Origin of the sequence: Flavobacterium mesophilum (assembly GCF_039581405.1) — a bacterium.
In the GTDB taxonomy this organism is placed as follows: domain Bacteria; phylum Bacteroidota; class Bacteroidia; order Flavobacteriales; family Flavobacteriaceae; genus Flavobacterium.
Genome location: NZ_JBCPXZ010000001.1, coordinates 21840 through 37695 on the forward strand (window position 1 = coordinate 21840; position 15856 = coordinate 37695).

A 15856-nucleotide genomic window follows, 5' to 3' on the forward strand; every position below is an offset into this window, starting at 1 on the left:
CACTATTTTAAAAGAAACGGGGAGTTGTCATTTTACCATGATTTATTTTAAATTCGTATCGCAGGAATATCTCATGTGATCCTGAATTGTAATTATTTAAATTTGTGGTTTCGCGGTCATAACCATAACCTAAATAAAGTCCGTCTGTGATCTGAAAGCCCACCATAGCACTCAGCGAAGCGCTCCATCTGTAAGCAGCTCCCAATACAAATTTGTCGTAAAACATAAAATTTGCTGACAGGTCGACCTGAAGCGGTGCACCTTGTACCATTTTGGCAAGAACAGCAGGTTTGAACTTTATGTATTGGTATCTATCAAGGTCAAATACATACCCGGCCATCAGATAATAGTTTATTTTATCTTTGTATATCGCCACATCATTATCATCATACCGGTTGGTTTCAATGAAATTGGGCACAGAAAAACCCACATAGGCTTTATCAGAATGCCAGTAGACACCCGCTCCCACATTGGGAGAAAATTTATTGTCCAGATCCTGAAACTGGGGGTCGCCCTGATCTGCCGGGTTTAATTTAGCAACATCTAAATTGAAGATATTGGCAGTTCCTTTAATACCAAATGAAAGCTTGAAATTGGCAGACGTCTGAACAGTATAAGAAAGGTCTGCGGAGATATTATTTTCATTGGTGGGTCCGATTTTATCATTTACCAGTGATGCCCCGATACCCAGATTACTGTTGTTGATTGGCGTATTGACAGAAAAACTGCTGGTTTCCGGGGCACCATCCAGTCCAACCCACTGCGTACGGTACAGACCAAAAACGCTTAATGCCCCACGGGATCCTGCATAAGCTGGATTTATATTTATGGTGTTGTACATGTATTGCGTGTACTGGGCATCCTGCTGCGCAAAACCTGCAATTGTTGTAAACATTATGACGAAGGAAAATAATTTTATTCCCATAGCAGATAATTTTCTAATTATACTTAACGCTTCAGTAAATAAAAGCGCTCTTCCTCACTCCGATCAATGCAATTTGTAATTACTGCTTCCACAGCATTTAACAATAGTAAAAACTTGATATCAGGTCTTGCTTAGATATAGATAGCCGGCTTTTTTAATGGTACTTGATGCGCCGCCGGTCGTTTTATTATATTGGACAATATAAAAATAGGTTCCGTTTGGAAGCATATTATCGGGGCTTATCGTCGCCCTGCCGTCGGAATAACCCCTAAAGACGTTCCCATTGGAATCATAGTTGGAAGTATCAAATACTTTTATGCCCCAGCGATTAAAGATCTCAACTCTGTTATCGGGATATTTTGTTATGTTTTTAATGTAGAAATAATCATTTTTTCCATCATCATTCGGACTGATCGCATCGTGGATCACGACATCATCAGAATCACTGCTCTTCACCCTTGCCAAGGTAAAAACACCGTAACCGGCAACAGCAGCAATAGTGGTAACTGTTTTTTGATCGGAATCCGCAGCACCGCCTTCATCTATCCATAATTGTTTGATGTCGTCCCATCTGACAATATGGATGACATCCTGGGGAGAAGCAATAATCGCCGCCGGAGTAGTGGCTTCATCCCAGCTTAGTGTCAGCAGTATATCTGCTGCACTTTTATTTTTATTGATGCTCCAGTATTCTTTATCATCAATAATATCAATGATTGTCGGATCTTTTTTGTCGTGTGGATAAAGACCATTAGAATTTTCAAAAATGTAATGCCCGTCAAAACTGCTGTTATTGTCCCCTGAAGCAGAAATAGCAGCATATCTGAAGAACCCTTTATCCCCGATAGGATATAAAAAACCTTCATTGCCGTTTTTGGTTACCTCGCCGTCAACGTGACTATTATTGGAAGTATGAGTATGGGTTGCATTTCTTTCAAAAGTCATACTTCCGCCAAAATCATCAGATTGCACAATGCCTTTGGTAAAATCAGCATCCCCGCTGATATAAACCGAGTTGTATAACCGAAAAGCAGGCTGTGGATTTGCATTGTTAAACAATACATCAAAAAAATCAGAGGGTTCAGTTCCTTTAATATCCTGATTCTGGAAACCTTCAAAACGGGTAAATCCCTGAAATGAAGGATCAAAAGTAGTGATGCCGTCATTGTTGTAATTGCCTTTAAAAATTACTTCACCGTTATTTTCGTAATCACCGGTATTTTTGTTGTCAAAATTCCACTCCACACTTACCAGCGTATTGGGATTTACATGCAGCAGGCCTTCGTTTACGGTTTGGGCATTTTGTGCAGATGCAGTTCTAATTAAGACCAGAAATAGCAATATGAGAATTTTCGTTTTCATTTTTTTTCTGAATTAATTTTTATTTTACTTTTTGACGAACCATCGGATTAGAAACTACCTTGCTCTCAAGCACAGGAACCGTAACTGCGGCAGTATTATTTCCCGGATCTATATCTGTAATGGCAGCCGAGGTCACATTGACAGTATTTGTGACGACATTTCCTGCCGGAATCTGGCCTGATGTTAATTCGCCTGTAATTATAATTCGTCCTGTACTATTGGCATCAATATTCAATGTCCCGCTGAAATTATTTACTGCAGAAGTTGTTGGCAGGTTTGTACCTGCCAAAAAACCGACATGCGAAATATTGGTGATCGAAAACATAGACGGCGTGATCTGCGTTCCGTTTCCATCGGTTAATGCATCTGTAAAATCAACATTTGATAAAGCAGCGGCAGTATCATTGATTACATCAATGTAATAGGTAATCTGATTTAATCCCGATGTTGTATAAGATCTCAAAAAACTTTTATCTGCCTCTTTTGTAATTCGCAGATTCCCGGGTGTTGTCAAGCTTAAATTGCGGACCTCATGCAAATTGACTCCTGCACCGGTTGATGCAGCAAAACCTACAGAAAGTAATGCCGGGGGCGGCAAAGTCGTACTATAGTCTATCAATTGGACAAAATCGCTGTTAAGTGCTGTTTTCCATCGCACGGTGATATGATAACCGCCTCCTTCCGGCTGCATTTCAATCTGAATTCTTCTGTAAAATGCATTATCATCAGGTCTGGAACTCACAACTGTATTATAATCAAGTTCATTGTCTGTCCAATTTCCCTGGGTAGTAATCGGTACAATCGTATGTCCTGATAAAATGGTTACACCGGTTAAAAAAACATTGGATTGCGTCAGATCAACATCATTTGTAGGACCACGAAGTGAAACCGCATTTGGACGGATTCCCACACCCCCATTTTTGGGACCGAAAACAGTGTTGGCATAATTTCCTAATGCATCAAAACCAATCCCTATATAACCGCCTCTCAACCCGTATGTAATTCCTTCATCTGTATTGGAAGTGTAGCCCAAAGCTCCTCCATAAGCACCAAGTCTGAAACCATTTGCCTGGACATCAGCAGCATCGAAAAGAAAAACGCCTATGCCATCGGCACCATTAAATGTAGGATCATTGACATTACGCCACATTTTATATTCAAAATCCATTACAATTCCCAGAGTAGAAGGAAATGATTGGTCAACGTACGCATACCCTCCCTGATTGGTGGATGCCTTTGTAAGACGCAGCCAGCCTGCTCCCTGCGGATCATCTATTCCTGAGGTAAGATAAGCAGTACCGTTTACACCGCCAATACCTCCAATGACCACATCAGGCGCCGTATTATTTTTGAAATCATCCTGGAAAGTAAATTGTGCATTTGCCTGAAATCCAAAAAATAAAGAAATCAATGCAAATTGAGTAAAGTGCTTAAAATGATGTTTTTTATAATATGTAGAATTCGCGTCCATAACTCTATTTTATTACAAATACAATATTCAGATAAGACGAAGGTGTACCCGATCCGATAATATCATAGGTTAAAATACCATTATCGTCAATGCTTAAGTTGGCAAAAACGGCTGGATCAAAATAAGTAACATAGTAATTGAGATCCGTATTTGCCGGCACATATGGAATATTAGCTGGTGCGCTGGTATTTTTGACTGCAACATTTGTGAACTGATTGACATATTGCTGATATAAATTTACAGTCTGGCCCGTTGCCGGGACTGAGGTATCAAATGTTATGGCCGGCATGTAAAAAAATTTGGGCATAACACCTGATGCATTTTTTAAAACGCCTGATGCGCCAGTAACAACAACCTTATCAGTAGTTGCAGTTGAGGGCTGCAAACCCGCAATTGCCAAAGTGTTCGTCGCATCAGCAGTGATTATAGTTGGGACAATTAGTGCTCCTCCCAATTGAACATTCCCATTAGCAGCTGTTAAACCATTATTCGCCGTGGTTATTATTGGTACAGCAGGAGTTGATGCAACACCATTTACTGAAGATATCAAATTACCATTTGTTGCTGTTAATGAATTTGAATTAATAATGGGCGCTCCAGTGCTTGTTACTCCATTTACCGTTACGGTCGCAGTATTGATTAATGATGCATTTGAAACTGTGGTATTTGCACTAATCAAGGCTGCTATATCCAAAACGGTTGGACCTCCATCTTCATCAATATACGTAATCGTTCCAGCAGCAGCATCCTGCGAAATAGAAGTCAGTGTTTCAAAATTTGGAATCATCGTTGAAAGATTCAGTGTATTTGCTGTTCCGCCTTCATCATTATAAGTCAGGATTCCTGTTGCGGCATCAAAAGTGGCAGAGGTCAGAGTCTCGTGCTGTGCAATTAAAGTGGCAATATTTAGAACGGTTGAAACTCCATCTTCATCAACATAAGTGATCGTTCCGGCAGCGGCGTCCTGAGAAATCGAAGTCAACGTTTCAAAATTTGGAATCATCGTTGAAAGATTCAGTGTATTTGCTGTTCCGTCTTCATCATTATAAGTCAGAACTCCTGTTGCGGCATCAAAAGTGGCGGAGGTCAGAGTCTCGTGCTGTACAATTAAAGTGGCAATATTTAAAACGGTTGAAACTCCATCTTCATCAACATAAGTGATCGTTCCGGCAGCGGCGTCCTGAGAAATAGAAGTCAACGTTTCAAAATTTGGAATCATCGTTGAAAGATTCAATGTATTTGCTGTTCCGTCTTCATCATTATAAGTCAGGATTCCCGTTGTGGCATCAAAAATTGCGGAGGTCAGCGTTTCATGTTGTGCAATTAAAGTGGCAATATTTAAAACGGTTGAACCTCCATCTTCATCAGCATAAGTGATCGTTCCAGCGGCAGCATCCTGCGAAATCGAAGTCAACGTTTCAAAATTTGGAATCATCGTTGAAAGATTCAGCGTATTTGCAGTACCGTCCTCGTCGTTATAGGTCAAAATCCCCGTAGCGGCATCAAAAATGGCCGAAGTAAGCGTTTCATGCTGCTTGATCAGTGTGGCAATATCCAGAACAGTCGAACCTCCATCTTCATCAACATAAGTGATGGTTCCGGCCGCCGCATCTTGGGAAATGGAGGTCAGCGTTTCGAAATTCGGAATCATGGTGGAAAGATTCAGCGTATTTGCCGTACCGTCCTCGTCGTTATAGGTCAAAATCCCCGTAGCGGCATCAAAAGTGGCCGAAGTAAGCGTTTCATGCTGCTTGATCAGTGTGGCAATATCTAGAACAGTCGAACCTCCATCTTCATCAACATAAGTGATGGTTCCGGCTGCCGCATCCTGGGAAATGGAAGTCAGCGTTTCGAAATTCGGAATCATCGCAGAGAGATTCAAGGTGGTGGAAACATTATGCTCATCGATATATGTCAGGGTTCCTGTTGCGGAATCAAAACTTGCTGAAGTCAGCGTTTCATGCTGTTTGATCAGCGCCGCAACATCCAAAACTGTCGAAACGCCTTTTTCATCTACATAGGTGATCGTTCCGGCTGCCACATCCTGAGAAATGGAGGTAAGCGTCTCAAAATTCGGAATCATCGCAGAGACATTCAAGGTGGTGGAAACATTATGTTCATCAATATAAGTCAGAATTCCAGTCGTACTATTAAAAGACACTGAAGTAAGAGTCTGATAATCACGAACAATTTGGGCAATATTGACCGTCTCCTTAATATTTAATTCATTGGTATAAGTAATAGTTCCGTCGCCATTATCAACCAAATTGGTTATGTTTCCTGCAATGCCCAACCTAATCCATTTATCGATATACCAATAATAGTAGCCGGGACTAATATCTGACACTGTCTGGGTATTAAACACCAGTAGGCTATTTACATTTCCATTTGTGATTGTGGTTGCATCCACTGAACTTGTTAAAGACACTCTAGGAATTAAAATTCCTTTGTTTGTGGCTACTATTTCTAGCTGTGAAGAAGAATTAGGTGAAGAAGTACCTATACCAACCTGTCCGAGAATAGTTAAATAGTTCAATAAACTAAACAGAAGTAATGCTTTTCTCATAATTAATTATTTTTTTAATTAAACATGAGCATTCTAATTCATTTTAGATAAATACAAATAAAAAAACTGTTATTTGCACAAATGTGGTTTGATGAAAAATTTAATTTAAATAAGGCCTATAATCCAAAATAAACAAAATGCTGAAAGTGCTTTTATATTTAAGGATATTAGAGGGGCGAACTATCGTGTATTTATTAATCTTTACAAATATATCCGAAAATTCTTTAAAAATAAATTTTAAAATGTTAAAAATTAACAAGTTACCAAAATTAACAAAATACACCGCCTAGATTAGTTCTTTACTGTTACATTTTGGTTTCAAATTATAATTTGGAACATATTTCTCTCTTCTTCAAGAAATAAAAAAAAATATTTTTTAACTTTATGAATTTACTACCTGCCGTACTTTGAGACCTATTCCTTCAGTACGAATGTGACTCTATTTGTTTCAGAAATTTATAACAATTTTGAACTTAGGACTAAAGAGCGAAAAAAACAAATATTGCATTTGCCATATACTTATTATTTAATTACATCTTTTTTTACAAATCCCGTAGATTAAATCACCCTAGTTATTAAACCAAAACCATTGCGTCCCCACCAAATATAAAATCCAGTAACAGGCAATGAGGCATCGATAAGTACAGCGAAAAACATTGCGATTCTTCCTGGCAATCCAAAAATGCTTCCTACATGGATATCGTAATTCATTCTACTTGCAATTCGCCGCCATTGGCATTTTTATACTTACCATATGCTTTTACAGGAATCTCTTCAAATGCATGCTGATTGTAATAGTAATCATCCCCTGAAAAATATGTTTCTTCAGGATATACCGAAATTGAATAGGCCATCGAATCAGTCTGAGGAAAACTGATGGATATCGAATAAGGATTTTTATATTCTTTTAATTTTTCCTTAAAAATACTATCGATTCGACTGATCTCTAAGCTGTTGTTTTTGTTTTTTCTTGCTATAGGGTTTGGATACTACAAGTTTTTTTCGCCTGCGCTTGCAAACCAATATTCCGCCTGACTGACACATTCAAATGTCCAGACCAGCCAGTAAGAGCTGCAAAGAGAACTGCCTGCAAAGGATTCAAACCCTGTAAATCAATTGTAAAACTGGGATTTAATAAATTACCCTAAAAGTTCTTAACACTATTTTAAGAACTAAAAGAATATCGCGCAAAAAGTGTTAACTCCGATAAGCTTAATATTTTAATTATATAACAAGTAATCATAATAATTGGTTTCATTTTATAATCTGCAACATCAATTTAAGAAATAAAGTAAAATTTAAAAATATTACATTTTACTTTTGTAAGTAAATTCATTGCTTAATCTTAAATAATTTTATTTATGAAACTAATCTCTATTTTAAGTATTTTACTTCTTTTTACAGCCTGTAAAAAACAAAGTGCAATTGAAGAAAATCTTCTTAAAGATACTACTCAAAATAATGGGTATGAGTTCATTGGTGGTTATCCTACAGAAACCACTATCCAAAAAGCTTACGACAAAGCGGATTACAATCGGGCCTTACAGACATACCGTTTCTTTTTTCCCAGTGTTTCAATCATGGGGACATGGAAAGGCAATCTAGCCGCCGGAGTTGTGCCTAATAAAGTATTTGCCATGCTGGAAGGCACACCTAATCAATTGGTTTTCACTCCTAACTCAGATACTCCTTATTCAGGTTTAGCTTTAGATTTGAGCGAATATGGACCAATGGTCATCGAGCTGCCTCCCGGACCAATTATGGGAGCCGCAAATGATATGAATCAGCTGTATATAATGGATCTCGGTCTTCCCGGACCAGACAAGGGCAAAGGAGGAAAACATATCATTCTTCCCCCAAATTATAAAGGACCAGTTCCGTCAGGAATCCATACGGCCTATTCCACGACAAATAATGTACTGGTCTTAATTAGGGCTATACCTTTAAAAGGAGGTCCGGAAGAAGCTGTTGCTACAATCAAAACCATCAAAGTATATCCTCTAAATAAACCTTCAGACTGGAAAGATCCTACTTGGATAAGCTTAAACAGAAAAGGGCTTGATTTTACTCCCTTGAAATGGGAGAACAATCTTGAATATTGGAAAGTATTGGCTGAACTAGTAGACAAAGAACCTGCAAATCCAGCTTATAGAGCAATGTATGGCGAGCTGGCTCAATTGGGAATTGAAAAAGGCAAACCTTTTGCCCCCGATGCCCGAATGAAAGAAATTTTAGAAAAAGCCGCTCGTGAGGGGAATGCCATTATGAGAGTTCAATCATTCGCTGATAGAAGTGAAAGCCGAAAAGTATGGGAAGGAAGCCAGTGGCAATGGGCGGTTCTCAGGGACAAAAATGGAACATTTGACACAGATAATTTTACAGATATTTATGCCCGTGAAAAATGGTTTTTTCAAGCACAGATTGAATCACCAGCAATGTTCAACCGATCAGCAAATGCCGGTTCTTTATATTGGCTTGGTACAAAAGACAAAACTGGCAACTATCTAAATGGAAGCAAAAATTATAAATTAACAGTGCCACTGCCTGTTCCCGCCAGACTTTTTTGGTCTGTAACAATTTATGATTCTAATACTCGAAGTGAAATACTGACTTCTCAGGAAAAAGCCGCACTTAGATCTCTCTTTGAACTAAAAGGTAAAGGCACTACGACGATCGATTTATATTTCGGGCCAACAGCTCCTGAAGGAAAAAAAGATGTATGGATACAGACTATTCCAAATCAAGGCTGGTTCAGTTATTTCCGAATTTACGGACCAGAGCCAGCGGCTTTCAATGGAAAATGGAAACCTGGAGATTTTGAAGAAGTAAAATGAGACCAAAAACAATGCAACCATTCTAAATCTTACCCTACAGTACACATTTTATTTATGTCAACACTACAAAAATAAATTCTTATGAAAACAACACTGAATTATCTGCTGTTTATTTTTGCGTTTGCACCTAATTTATTAACTGCGCAAAATCCGCCTGCAAATTTTAAGGGAGACATGAAATTAGACATTAGGGACTCCAAAGCGGATTGGGAGGCTTTCCTATATCCGAAAGCACCGAAAGATTCTCCAAATGTACTATTCATTTTATTTGATGATACGGGTCAGGCTACATGGTCGCCCTATGGCGGAAGGGTAAATATGCCTGTCTTAGACGGCTTGGCGGCCGATGGATTAACCTATACACAGTGGCATACTACGTCAGTATGCTCGCCGACCCGGTCCACACTGCTGACAGGTCGAAACCACCATCAAAATGGCTTTGGAACAATTGCTGAATCTGCCGCAGGATATCCTGGTTACAGCGGACATATTCCACAATCAAATGCTACGATTGCCACAATTCTTCGTGACGCTGGCTATTCGACATTTTGGATAGGCAAAAACCATAATGTACCTGTCGATGCTTTTGGAATGGGCGCTTCGAAAAAAGACTGGCCATTGGGGCAGGGATTTGACCGTTACTATGGATTCATCGGCGGGGAAACCAATCAATGGTATCCTGCATTGTCAGAAGACAACCATGATATTGATCAGCCGTATCTACCTGATCAGGGTTACCACTTATCTAAAGATTTAGCAGATAAGGCAATAGAGTATATCAGTGACTCTAAGCAGGCAAGTCCAGACAAACCATGGTACATGTGGTACTGTCCGGGAGCCAACCACGCTCCACACCATGCTCCAAAAGAATATATAGATAAATATAAAGGTAAATTTGATGATGGTTATGAAGCATACAGAGACTGGGTGCTCAAGCGTATGATTGACAAAGGCATCCTGCCAAAAGATACAAAACTGACCGCAGAGAATCCAATGCCAAAAGGAACTTTTTCAGAACTTGATATGGTGCGTCCATGGAATACTCTTTCTTCTGATGAAAAAAAATTATTTTCTCATATGGCTGAAGTTTTTGCAGGATATTCTGAATATACCGATGCACAGATTGGACGTGTAATTCAATACTTGAAAGAATCCGGGCAATATGAAAACACCATTATTCTCTATGCTGCAGATAATGGTGCATCTGCCGAAGGAAGCCCAAATGGGTCAATAAATGAAAATTACTTTTTCAACTCCTATCCTGACGACATTAAAAACAATATTGCCCAGATCAACAAATTAGGCACTCCTGATTCTTACAATCATTATCCTACTGGATGGGCAATGGCATTTTCTACACCATATAAAATGTTCAAACGCTATGCCGGTTACAGCGGAGGAACGTGCGACCCGTTGGTTATCTGCTGGCCGAAGGGAATTAAAGCGCGTGGAGAATTGCGCAGCCAATATTATCATTCGACAGACATAGTCCCTACAATCTTAGATGCTTGCGGCGTCAAGATGCCGGAATATGTTAATGGAATAAAACAGACACCTTTAGCCGGGGTTTCTATGATCTCCAGTTTTAAAGATGTCAATGCGCCCACTCAAAAAAAAGTGCAGTACTATGAAATGTTAGGAACTAGGGGAATATGGAAAGAGGGTTGGATCGCAACTTCCGTACATGGTCCGCTTCCATCCAATATTGGCAATTTCGACAAAGACAAATGGGAGCTCTACCACAGCGATATTGACAGGTCGCAGTCAAACGATTTAGCTTCTCAATATCCGGAAAAGGTTGAGGAGATGAAAAAACTATGGATGGAGGAAGCCAAAAAAAATAATGTGCTTCCCCTAAATGACCTTTCTATACTTGAATTTATAAAACAGGAATATTATGTAGCAGTACCTGCCGACGGCAAATATACATATTATCCGAACACAAGTGCAGTTTCGGAAGCTAATGCAGCATCAACTACCGGACGTTCATTTAAAATTTTTGCGGAAGTAGATTTAAAAGAAGATGCAAAAGGTGTAATAGTATCGCAGGGATCACGTTTTGGAGGGTACACCTTATATCTGAAAGATAAAAAAGTAAATTTTGAATATAATTTCCTTGGATTGGATCCGCTGCAAAAATTGAGTTATGCAATGCCTGCTGGCAAACATATTATAGGTGTAGAATTTGTGAAAGATAAAATGAGCCCAAAAGCAGAATGTCTTGGAAACATGAAACTGTATATAGATGATAAAATGGTGGCACAGGCACCCTTCCGTACGGTTGCACATCGTTATGCATTAAGCGGTGAAGGCCTTGCTGTCGGATATGATGTGGGTGACCCGGTCAGCAAAAACTATGGTTATAAATTTCCGTTTGCCGGCGGAACAATTAAGAAAGTCACTTTTGATGTTGGCAATGACCAGTACATCGATGTAGAAAAAGAATTTCAGCGAAAAATGAAAACGGAATAAGCCATTAAATTCTTATTTTTTTTCAGATTTTAAGCCGAGGCCGGCACAGTCGAAAGGCGCCAATTTTCTTCAATCGGCGCTTTTTTTATGTGCCCCGCTTAAGCAGTAACTTTGAATCATTTTTGATTTATATTCTTCGTATAAAATCCCTCCAAGACAAAGAGAAATAAATCAATTTAACCCCAATCGAGCGACAATTAATGAGTCAAATTAAATATTTTTATTTGTATAGAAGACTAGCAGATCAAATATCTAACAAAATTTCATTCTGATTAGATTAAAGCAATATAAAAACCCTAATATCCTCACCAAATTTTGATTGGAATAATCTGTATATTATTTATAATTTTACTACAAACTAACTTGTTTTCTTTAGTCAATACTAAATTTTATTTTCAAGAATTTTACAAAAAGTATTACAACTTAAATAAATTTAAATATCCCTCTGTTTTAACATTTTTTAACTTTTAACCTCTCCAGGACATACAAACCGCTCCTGATTTAAAAAACAAAATAGTTATCTTACAAATTCACTTGAAAGTATGCTAATTTCTTTAAATCGTTCATAAAATGGTTTGTAAATTGTTCAGTAAGGTCAAAAAAAAACGTTAATTCTTAAGAATTAACGTTTTTTTTTGCTTCAATATCATCCCTTCTTCACTCCAAAACAAATAAATCGCAGTTTTTATTTTATTTCAGTGATATCATCAGGTTTCCAAGTTTTATTAAAGAACAGATCAAGCGGGCCATAGAAACGCATCAAAACAAAATATCCTTTGCCTTTAATCGTTTTTATCCAATTCTTTTCTTGACCTTTTGGCAAATCTGGACCAAAATAAACATCTATAGAACCGTCAGAATTGCTTTTTGGTCCTGTGTATTGGCTTACTGTTGGAAAGGGTTCGCCATTGCGAAGCATTGAACGGCTTTCAGAATCATAAGCCACAACAGACCAAAAGTTTTTTACCTGAATATTGGCAGGAATATGCAATTTATAATTTTTTGCTCCGTCCAAAAATGATCCATCGGCAGCTCTTGGCGTGCATAGATATTGTGAGCCTCCGCCAACAATCTTCAAGACCATTGCAGGTGACATTCCGATAGCAATATAAGCAAATGCGGCGCGCCTGTCTGTATTTACGTAACCTTGCGAATCCCAAGTTGCACTTCCGCCAACAAAAGCCCACTCCCATTTCCTATCTGTATAAACTAATCTTTCAGGTTCATCTGATGCAAAACTTTTGGCTCTTGCCAAAGCAGAAGCCGTTTGTGCCGCTTCATTTAATAGGTCTTTGCGAGCTGCATCTGGTTTAAAAGGTTTGCCTTTCTCGATGCCTATGGAAGCCAATAAAAACTTTTCGTTTGTCTGTAATTTATTATCAGGTTCTGTTTGAATGATTTCATTTAAATCAGTAAAAAACTGCTGTTATCTGCAAAAATGGTATTAATTGCTTTTCCAGAACCGTTTGTAAACTCCATCGCAGGCGGACTTGATACTTTTGACAACGGATAAATTTTTGCAGTTTTCATTAAAGCCACTGCCTTATCAGTTTTACCTTCCTGCTGAAAACCTCGCACTCCAAAAACTACTTTGTATGTTGTAGATTTTAAAACCATATACCCACTCGGAATATTTCCTTTATAATCTGGCGGCAGCAAAATGTATTTTCCGCCTTTTCCCTTATCCATTCCTGTTGGACCTATGTTAGCAATTTCACTTTGCCAAATATCACTAAAACCGCCAAGCATCATGGCGGGAACTTCGACAACTACAGCACCATCACGTTTCAAATCTATAGAAGCCAATCCGTACACCGTTTCGCTGTTTCCTGTCAGCAAAAGCGTTTCAGCATCCATTAAAGTTTCCCAAATCACCAATTGATTAGGCTTTTTAGCACCTGCATTTGCAACACCTTTCCAAACAGCATACCATGAAACACCGTGAATCTGATCAAGATATGCTTCTATAGCTCGGTTAAAAACCAAAGCTTCATTCAATTTTTTAACTGATTCTTCTGTAGGATAACCATTTCTGAACTCAAAGTCTCCTAATCTTGACTTTACCGTTTTTGTACCGATCCAGCCGTTAGAATTATCGGCAGATGCTTCACTATTTGCAGTTTCTTTATTTGAAATAACATCTTCCTTTTTAGAATTGGTGCATGCTATTGCAGATAATAGCACCAAAATCAATATTACTTTTTTCATAGTACTAAAGATTAATAGTTTAATATATCGGAGAATTTTTTATAATTCTTCAATCTCACCAGGCTGCCATTTTTTATCAAACCAAGATTGAAGCGGTCCATACAAGCGAAGTATTATAAACCAATTTTTGCCTGGCATAGTCTGCACCCAGTTATTCTCTTTTCCTTTTGGCGGTTTTGGTCCAAAATAAACATCAACAGAAGTATCTGCATTAATTACAATTTCTTTGTTCTGGCTTCCCAAACTTGGAAACTGCTGATCGGTCTGAAGCATTGAACGGGTCTGCAAATCATAAACAACAAAAGACCAAAAATCTTTTGCCGGTATTCCGGGAGGAAGATGAATTCTGTAATTTTTGCCGCCATCCAGCACCTGTTTTTTAGAATCTACAAAAGCACCCGCATATTGTGATCCCAAGCCTACTTTAGCAATAGTCATGGCAGGACTTATTCCGGTTGCTGCAAAGAAAAACATGCTACGCGGATCTACTAATCTTACATCATTATGTTCAAAAAGATAGCTGTTGCCTATAAATGAAGTTCCCCAAGCACTATTTGGAAACAGATAAAACTCAGGAATGCGAGATTTGTAACAGAGTGCTCTCACAGTAGCATTGCCAACAAGTGCCGCTTCTGATAATATTTTTTTCATTCTCGCGTCAGGAGCAAATTCCTTTCCTTTTTCTATGCCTATAGAAGCCAATAAACCAAGCGTCTCAGGATCTATTGCTTTATTAGGCTCTTCTTGAACTACATGATCTACTTCTTCAAAAAAGGAATAATCCATAGAATGAATGGTGTTGAAATACTTACCCGAACCATTGATTATATTAGTAGCAGGAGGAGCGGATGCTTTTGAAAGCGGATATATCTTCAAATGTTTTTTGTAATTATCTACCGCTGTTTTACTGCTTCCATTTACAATAAAACCACGCATTACGAGCCAATTTCCGAATGTTGGTGAATTATAAGTAAAATATCCCTTTGGCAGCACTCCTTTGTAATTTGGCGGAACAAAAAGGAACTTCCCTCCTTTTCCTCTATCAGGTCCGGCATTTCCAATATCTGCTACATAATGAAACCAAAAATCATTTACAAAACCCAATACATTAGGAGGAGTTTCAATTACTATTGGTCCATCTTTCAGATCCAGCCATCCCATAAGATAAACAGATTCAGTATTTGCTGTAAGAAATAGTGTTTTGGAATCCATTCTGTCCTCAAAAACCACTACTGACTGATTATTTACGCCGACACTTTTTAATCCTTCCCGCATTGCATAAAGAGAAGCTGCAGGCATTGCCGTCATAAAAGTCTGTACGCCTCTTTGAAAATCAAGATTGTCATAAACTTTTTCAATTGTTTTATCATCAGGAAAACCATCATTAAAATTTAGTGTTCCTAATCGAGTTTCGACTTTATCGGGAATGATTATTGATTTTGGGATTTCCGTTTGAAATTTCTGAGCAAAACTGGAAATTCCAAAAGCAACAAACAAAGAACAAACTGTAATTTTCTTGTATTTTTTGAAATGCATCATAGAAATTTTAAAGTTAAACACCTTAAAATTAAATCAATATCAAATATTGTTTTCAAAAAAATGGTTGCAGATTGTAATATGCAACCATTTTTTTGAAAACAATTGATTTTTTTACTCCATCGTAATAACAATTATTAAATAGTCTTAAATGCTTACTATTTATCGAAGCCAACTAAATATGATTACCAAATTTTGATTTGAATGATCTCAAAATTATTATATAATTTCACTACAGCAAATTCGTTTTCTTTGGTGCTACCAAATTAATTATCAAGAATTTTTATAAAAATATTTAAATATAGAGATGCTTTAACATTTTTGTAATTTTTAATCCTTAAGATACATACAAACCGCTCTTGAATAAAAATTTAAAATAATTATCTTACAAATTCACTTGAAAATAGGCTAATTTCTTTAAATCGTTCATAAAATGGTTTGTAAATTGTTCAGTAAGGGTCACTCTTAAAAAAACGTTAAAT

At 37.8% G+C, this 15856-nt stretch carries 11 protein-coding genes; 2 read left to right on the plus strand and 9 right to left on the minus strand.

Features of this window, described 5'->3' with window-relative positions:
* Window positions 1-7 precede the first annotated feature (7 nt).
* The 6 genes from AAYQ19_RS00085 to AAYQ19_RS00110 form a co-directional block, all read right to left on the minus strand.
* On the minus strand, window positions 8-925 hold the full coding sequence (locus AAYQ19_RS00085) for a PorP/SprF family type IX secretion system membrane protein (RefSeq protein ID WP_343532566.1): 918 nt from the start codon (window positions 923-925) through the stop codon (window positions 8-10).
* A gap of 120 nt (window positions 926-1045) precedes the next feature.
* Complete coding sequence (locus AAYQ19_RS00090; protein WP_343532568.1) at window positions 1046-2287, minus strand: T9SS type B sorting domain-containing protein; 1242 nt, start codon at window positions 2285-2287, stop codon at window positions 1046-1048.
* A gap of 19 nt (window positions 2288-2306) precedes the next feature.
* Entirely contained in the window at window positions 2307-3758 is a 1452-nt protein-coding gene (locus tag AAYQ19_RS00095) for an L-type lectin family protein (protein WP_343532570.1), read from the minus strand.
* 4 nt (window positions 3759-3762) lie between these two features.
* Window positions 3763-6324: a beta strand repeat-containing protein gene (locus tag AAYQ19_RS00100; protein ID WP_343532572.1), complete on the minus strand. Its 2562-nt coding sequence runs from the start codon at window positions 6322-6324 to the stop codon at window positions 3763-3765.
* 558 nt (window positions 6325-6882) lie between these two features.
* A complete protein-coding gene (locus AAYQ19_RS00105) occupies window positions 6883-7035 on the minus strand; it encodes a PepSY domain-containing protein (RefSeq protein ID WP_343532574.1) in 153 nt (50 codons plus the stop codon).
* Window positions 7032-7178 carry a hypothetical protein gene (locus AAYQ19_RS00110; protein WP_343532576.1) on the minus strand — a complete coding sequence of 49 codons (147 nt, stop codon included), beginning with the start codon at window positions 7176-7178 and terminating at the stop codon, window positions 7032-7034. The genes AAYQ19_RS00105 and AAYQ19_RS00110 overlap by 4 nt, the downstream gene beginning before the upstream one ends.
* 507 nt (window positions 7179-7685) lie before the next feature.
* Between AAYQ19_RS00110 and AAYQ19_RS00115 the strand changes: the two genes are divergently transcribed.
* Window positions 7686-9158 (plus strand): DUF1254 domain-containing protein, encoded by a 1473-nt coding sequence (locus tag AAYQ19_RS00115; RefSeq protein ID WP_343532578.1) that lies wholly within the window; start codon window positions 7686-7688, stop codon window positions 9156-9158.
* Window positions 9159-9239: 81 nt separating this feature from the next.
* A complete protein-coding gene (locus AAYQ19_RS00120) occupies window positions 9240-11630 on the plus strand; it encodes an arylsulfatase (protein WP_343532580.1) in 2391 nt (796 codons plus the stop codon).
* A 685-nt stretch (window positions 11631-12315) separates the two neighbouring features.
* Here AAYQ19_RS00120 and AAYQ19_RS00125 read toward each other — a convergent pair.
* From AAYQ19_RS00125 to AAYQ19_RS00135, 3 genes are read right to left on the minus strand one after another with little or no spacing between them, the layout of a single operon-like run.
* Window positions 12316-12978 carry a DUF1214 domain-containing protein gene (locus AAYQ19_RS00125; RefSeq protein WP_343532582.1) on the minus strand — a complete coding sequence of 221 codons (663 nt, stop codon included), beginning with the start codon at window positions 12976-12978 and terminating at the stop codon, window positions 12316-12318.
* 56 nt (window positions 12979-13034) lie between these two features.
* Entirely contained in the window at window positions 13035-13838 is an 804-nt protein-coding gene (locus AAYQ19_RS00130; protein ID WP_343532584.1) for a DUF1254 domain-containing protein, read from the minus strand.
* Window positions 13839-13877: 39 nt separating this feature from the next.
* Complete coding sequence (locus AAYQ19_RS00135) at window positions 13878-15377, minus strand: DUF1254 domain-containing protein (RefSeq protein ID WP_343532586.1); 1500 nt, start codon at window positions 15375-15377, stop codon at window positions 13878-13880.
* Window positions 15378-15856: the final 479 nt, after the last annotated feature.

What these genes read in the sequence shown, in the direction of transcription:
- AAYQ19_RS00085 (WP_343532566.1), bottom strand. Translation starts at nt 925, where the DNA reads ATGGGAATAAAATTATTTTCCTTCGTCATAATGTTTACAACAATTGCA.
- AAYQ19_RS00090 (WP_343532568.1), bottom strand. Translation starts at nt 2,287, where the DNA reads ATGAAAACGAAAATTCTCATATTGCTATTTCTGGTCTTAATTAGAACT.
- AAYQ19_RS00095 (WP_343532570.1), bottom strand. Translation starts at nt 3,758, where the DNA reads ATGGACGCGAATTCTACATATTATAAAAAACATCATTTTAAGCACTTT.
- AAYQ19_RS00100 (WP_343532572.1), bottom strand. Translation starts at nt 6,324, where the DNA reads ATGAGAAAAGCATTACTTCTGTTTAGTTTATTGAACTATTTAACTATT.
- AAYQ19_RS00105 (WP_343532574.1), bottom strand. Translation starts at nt 7,035, where the DNA reads ATGAATTACGATATCCATGTAGGAAGCATTTTTGGATTGCCAGGAAGA.
- AAYQ19_RS00110 (WP_343532576.1), bottom strand. Translation starts at nt 7,178, where the DNA reads ATGGCCTATTCAATTTCGGTATATCCTGAAGAAACATATTTTTCAGGG.
- AAYQ19_RS00115 (WP_343532578.1), top strand. Translation starts at nt 7,686, where the DNA reads ATGAAACTAATCTCTATTTTAAGTATTTTACTTCTTTTTACAGCCTGT.
- AAYQ19_RS00120 (WP_343532580.1), top strand. Translation starts at nt 9,240, where the DNA reads ATGAAAACAACACTGAATTATCTGCTGTTTATTTTTGCGTTTGCACCT.
- AAYQ19_RS00130 (WP_343532584.1), bottom strand. Translation starts at nt 13,838, where the DNA reads ATGAAAAAAGTAATATTGATTTTGGTGCTATTATCTGCAATAGCATGC.
- AAYQ19_RS00135 (WP_343532586.1), bottom strand. Translation starts at nt 15,377, where the DNA reads ATGATGCATTTCAAAAAATACAAGAAAATTACAGTTTGTTCTTTGTTT.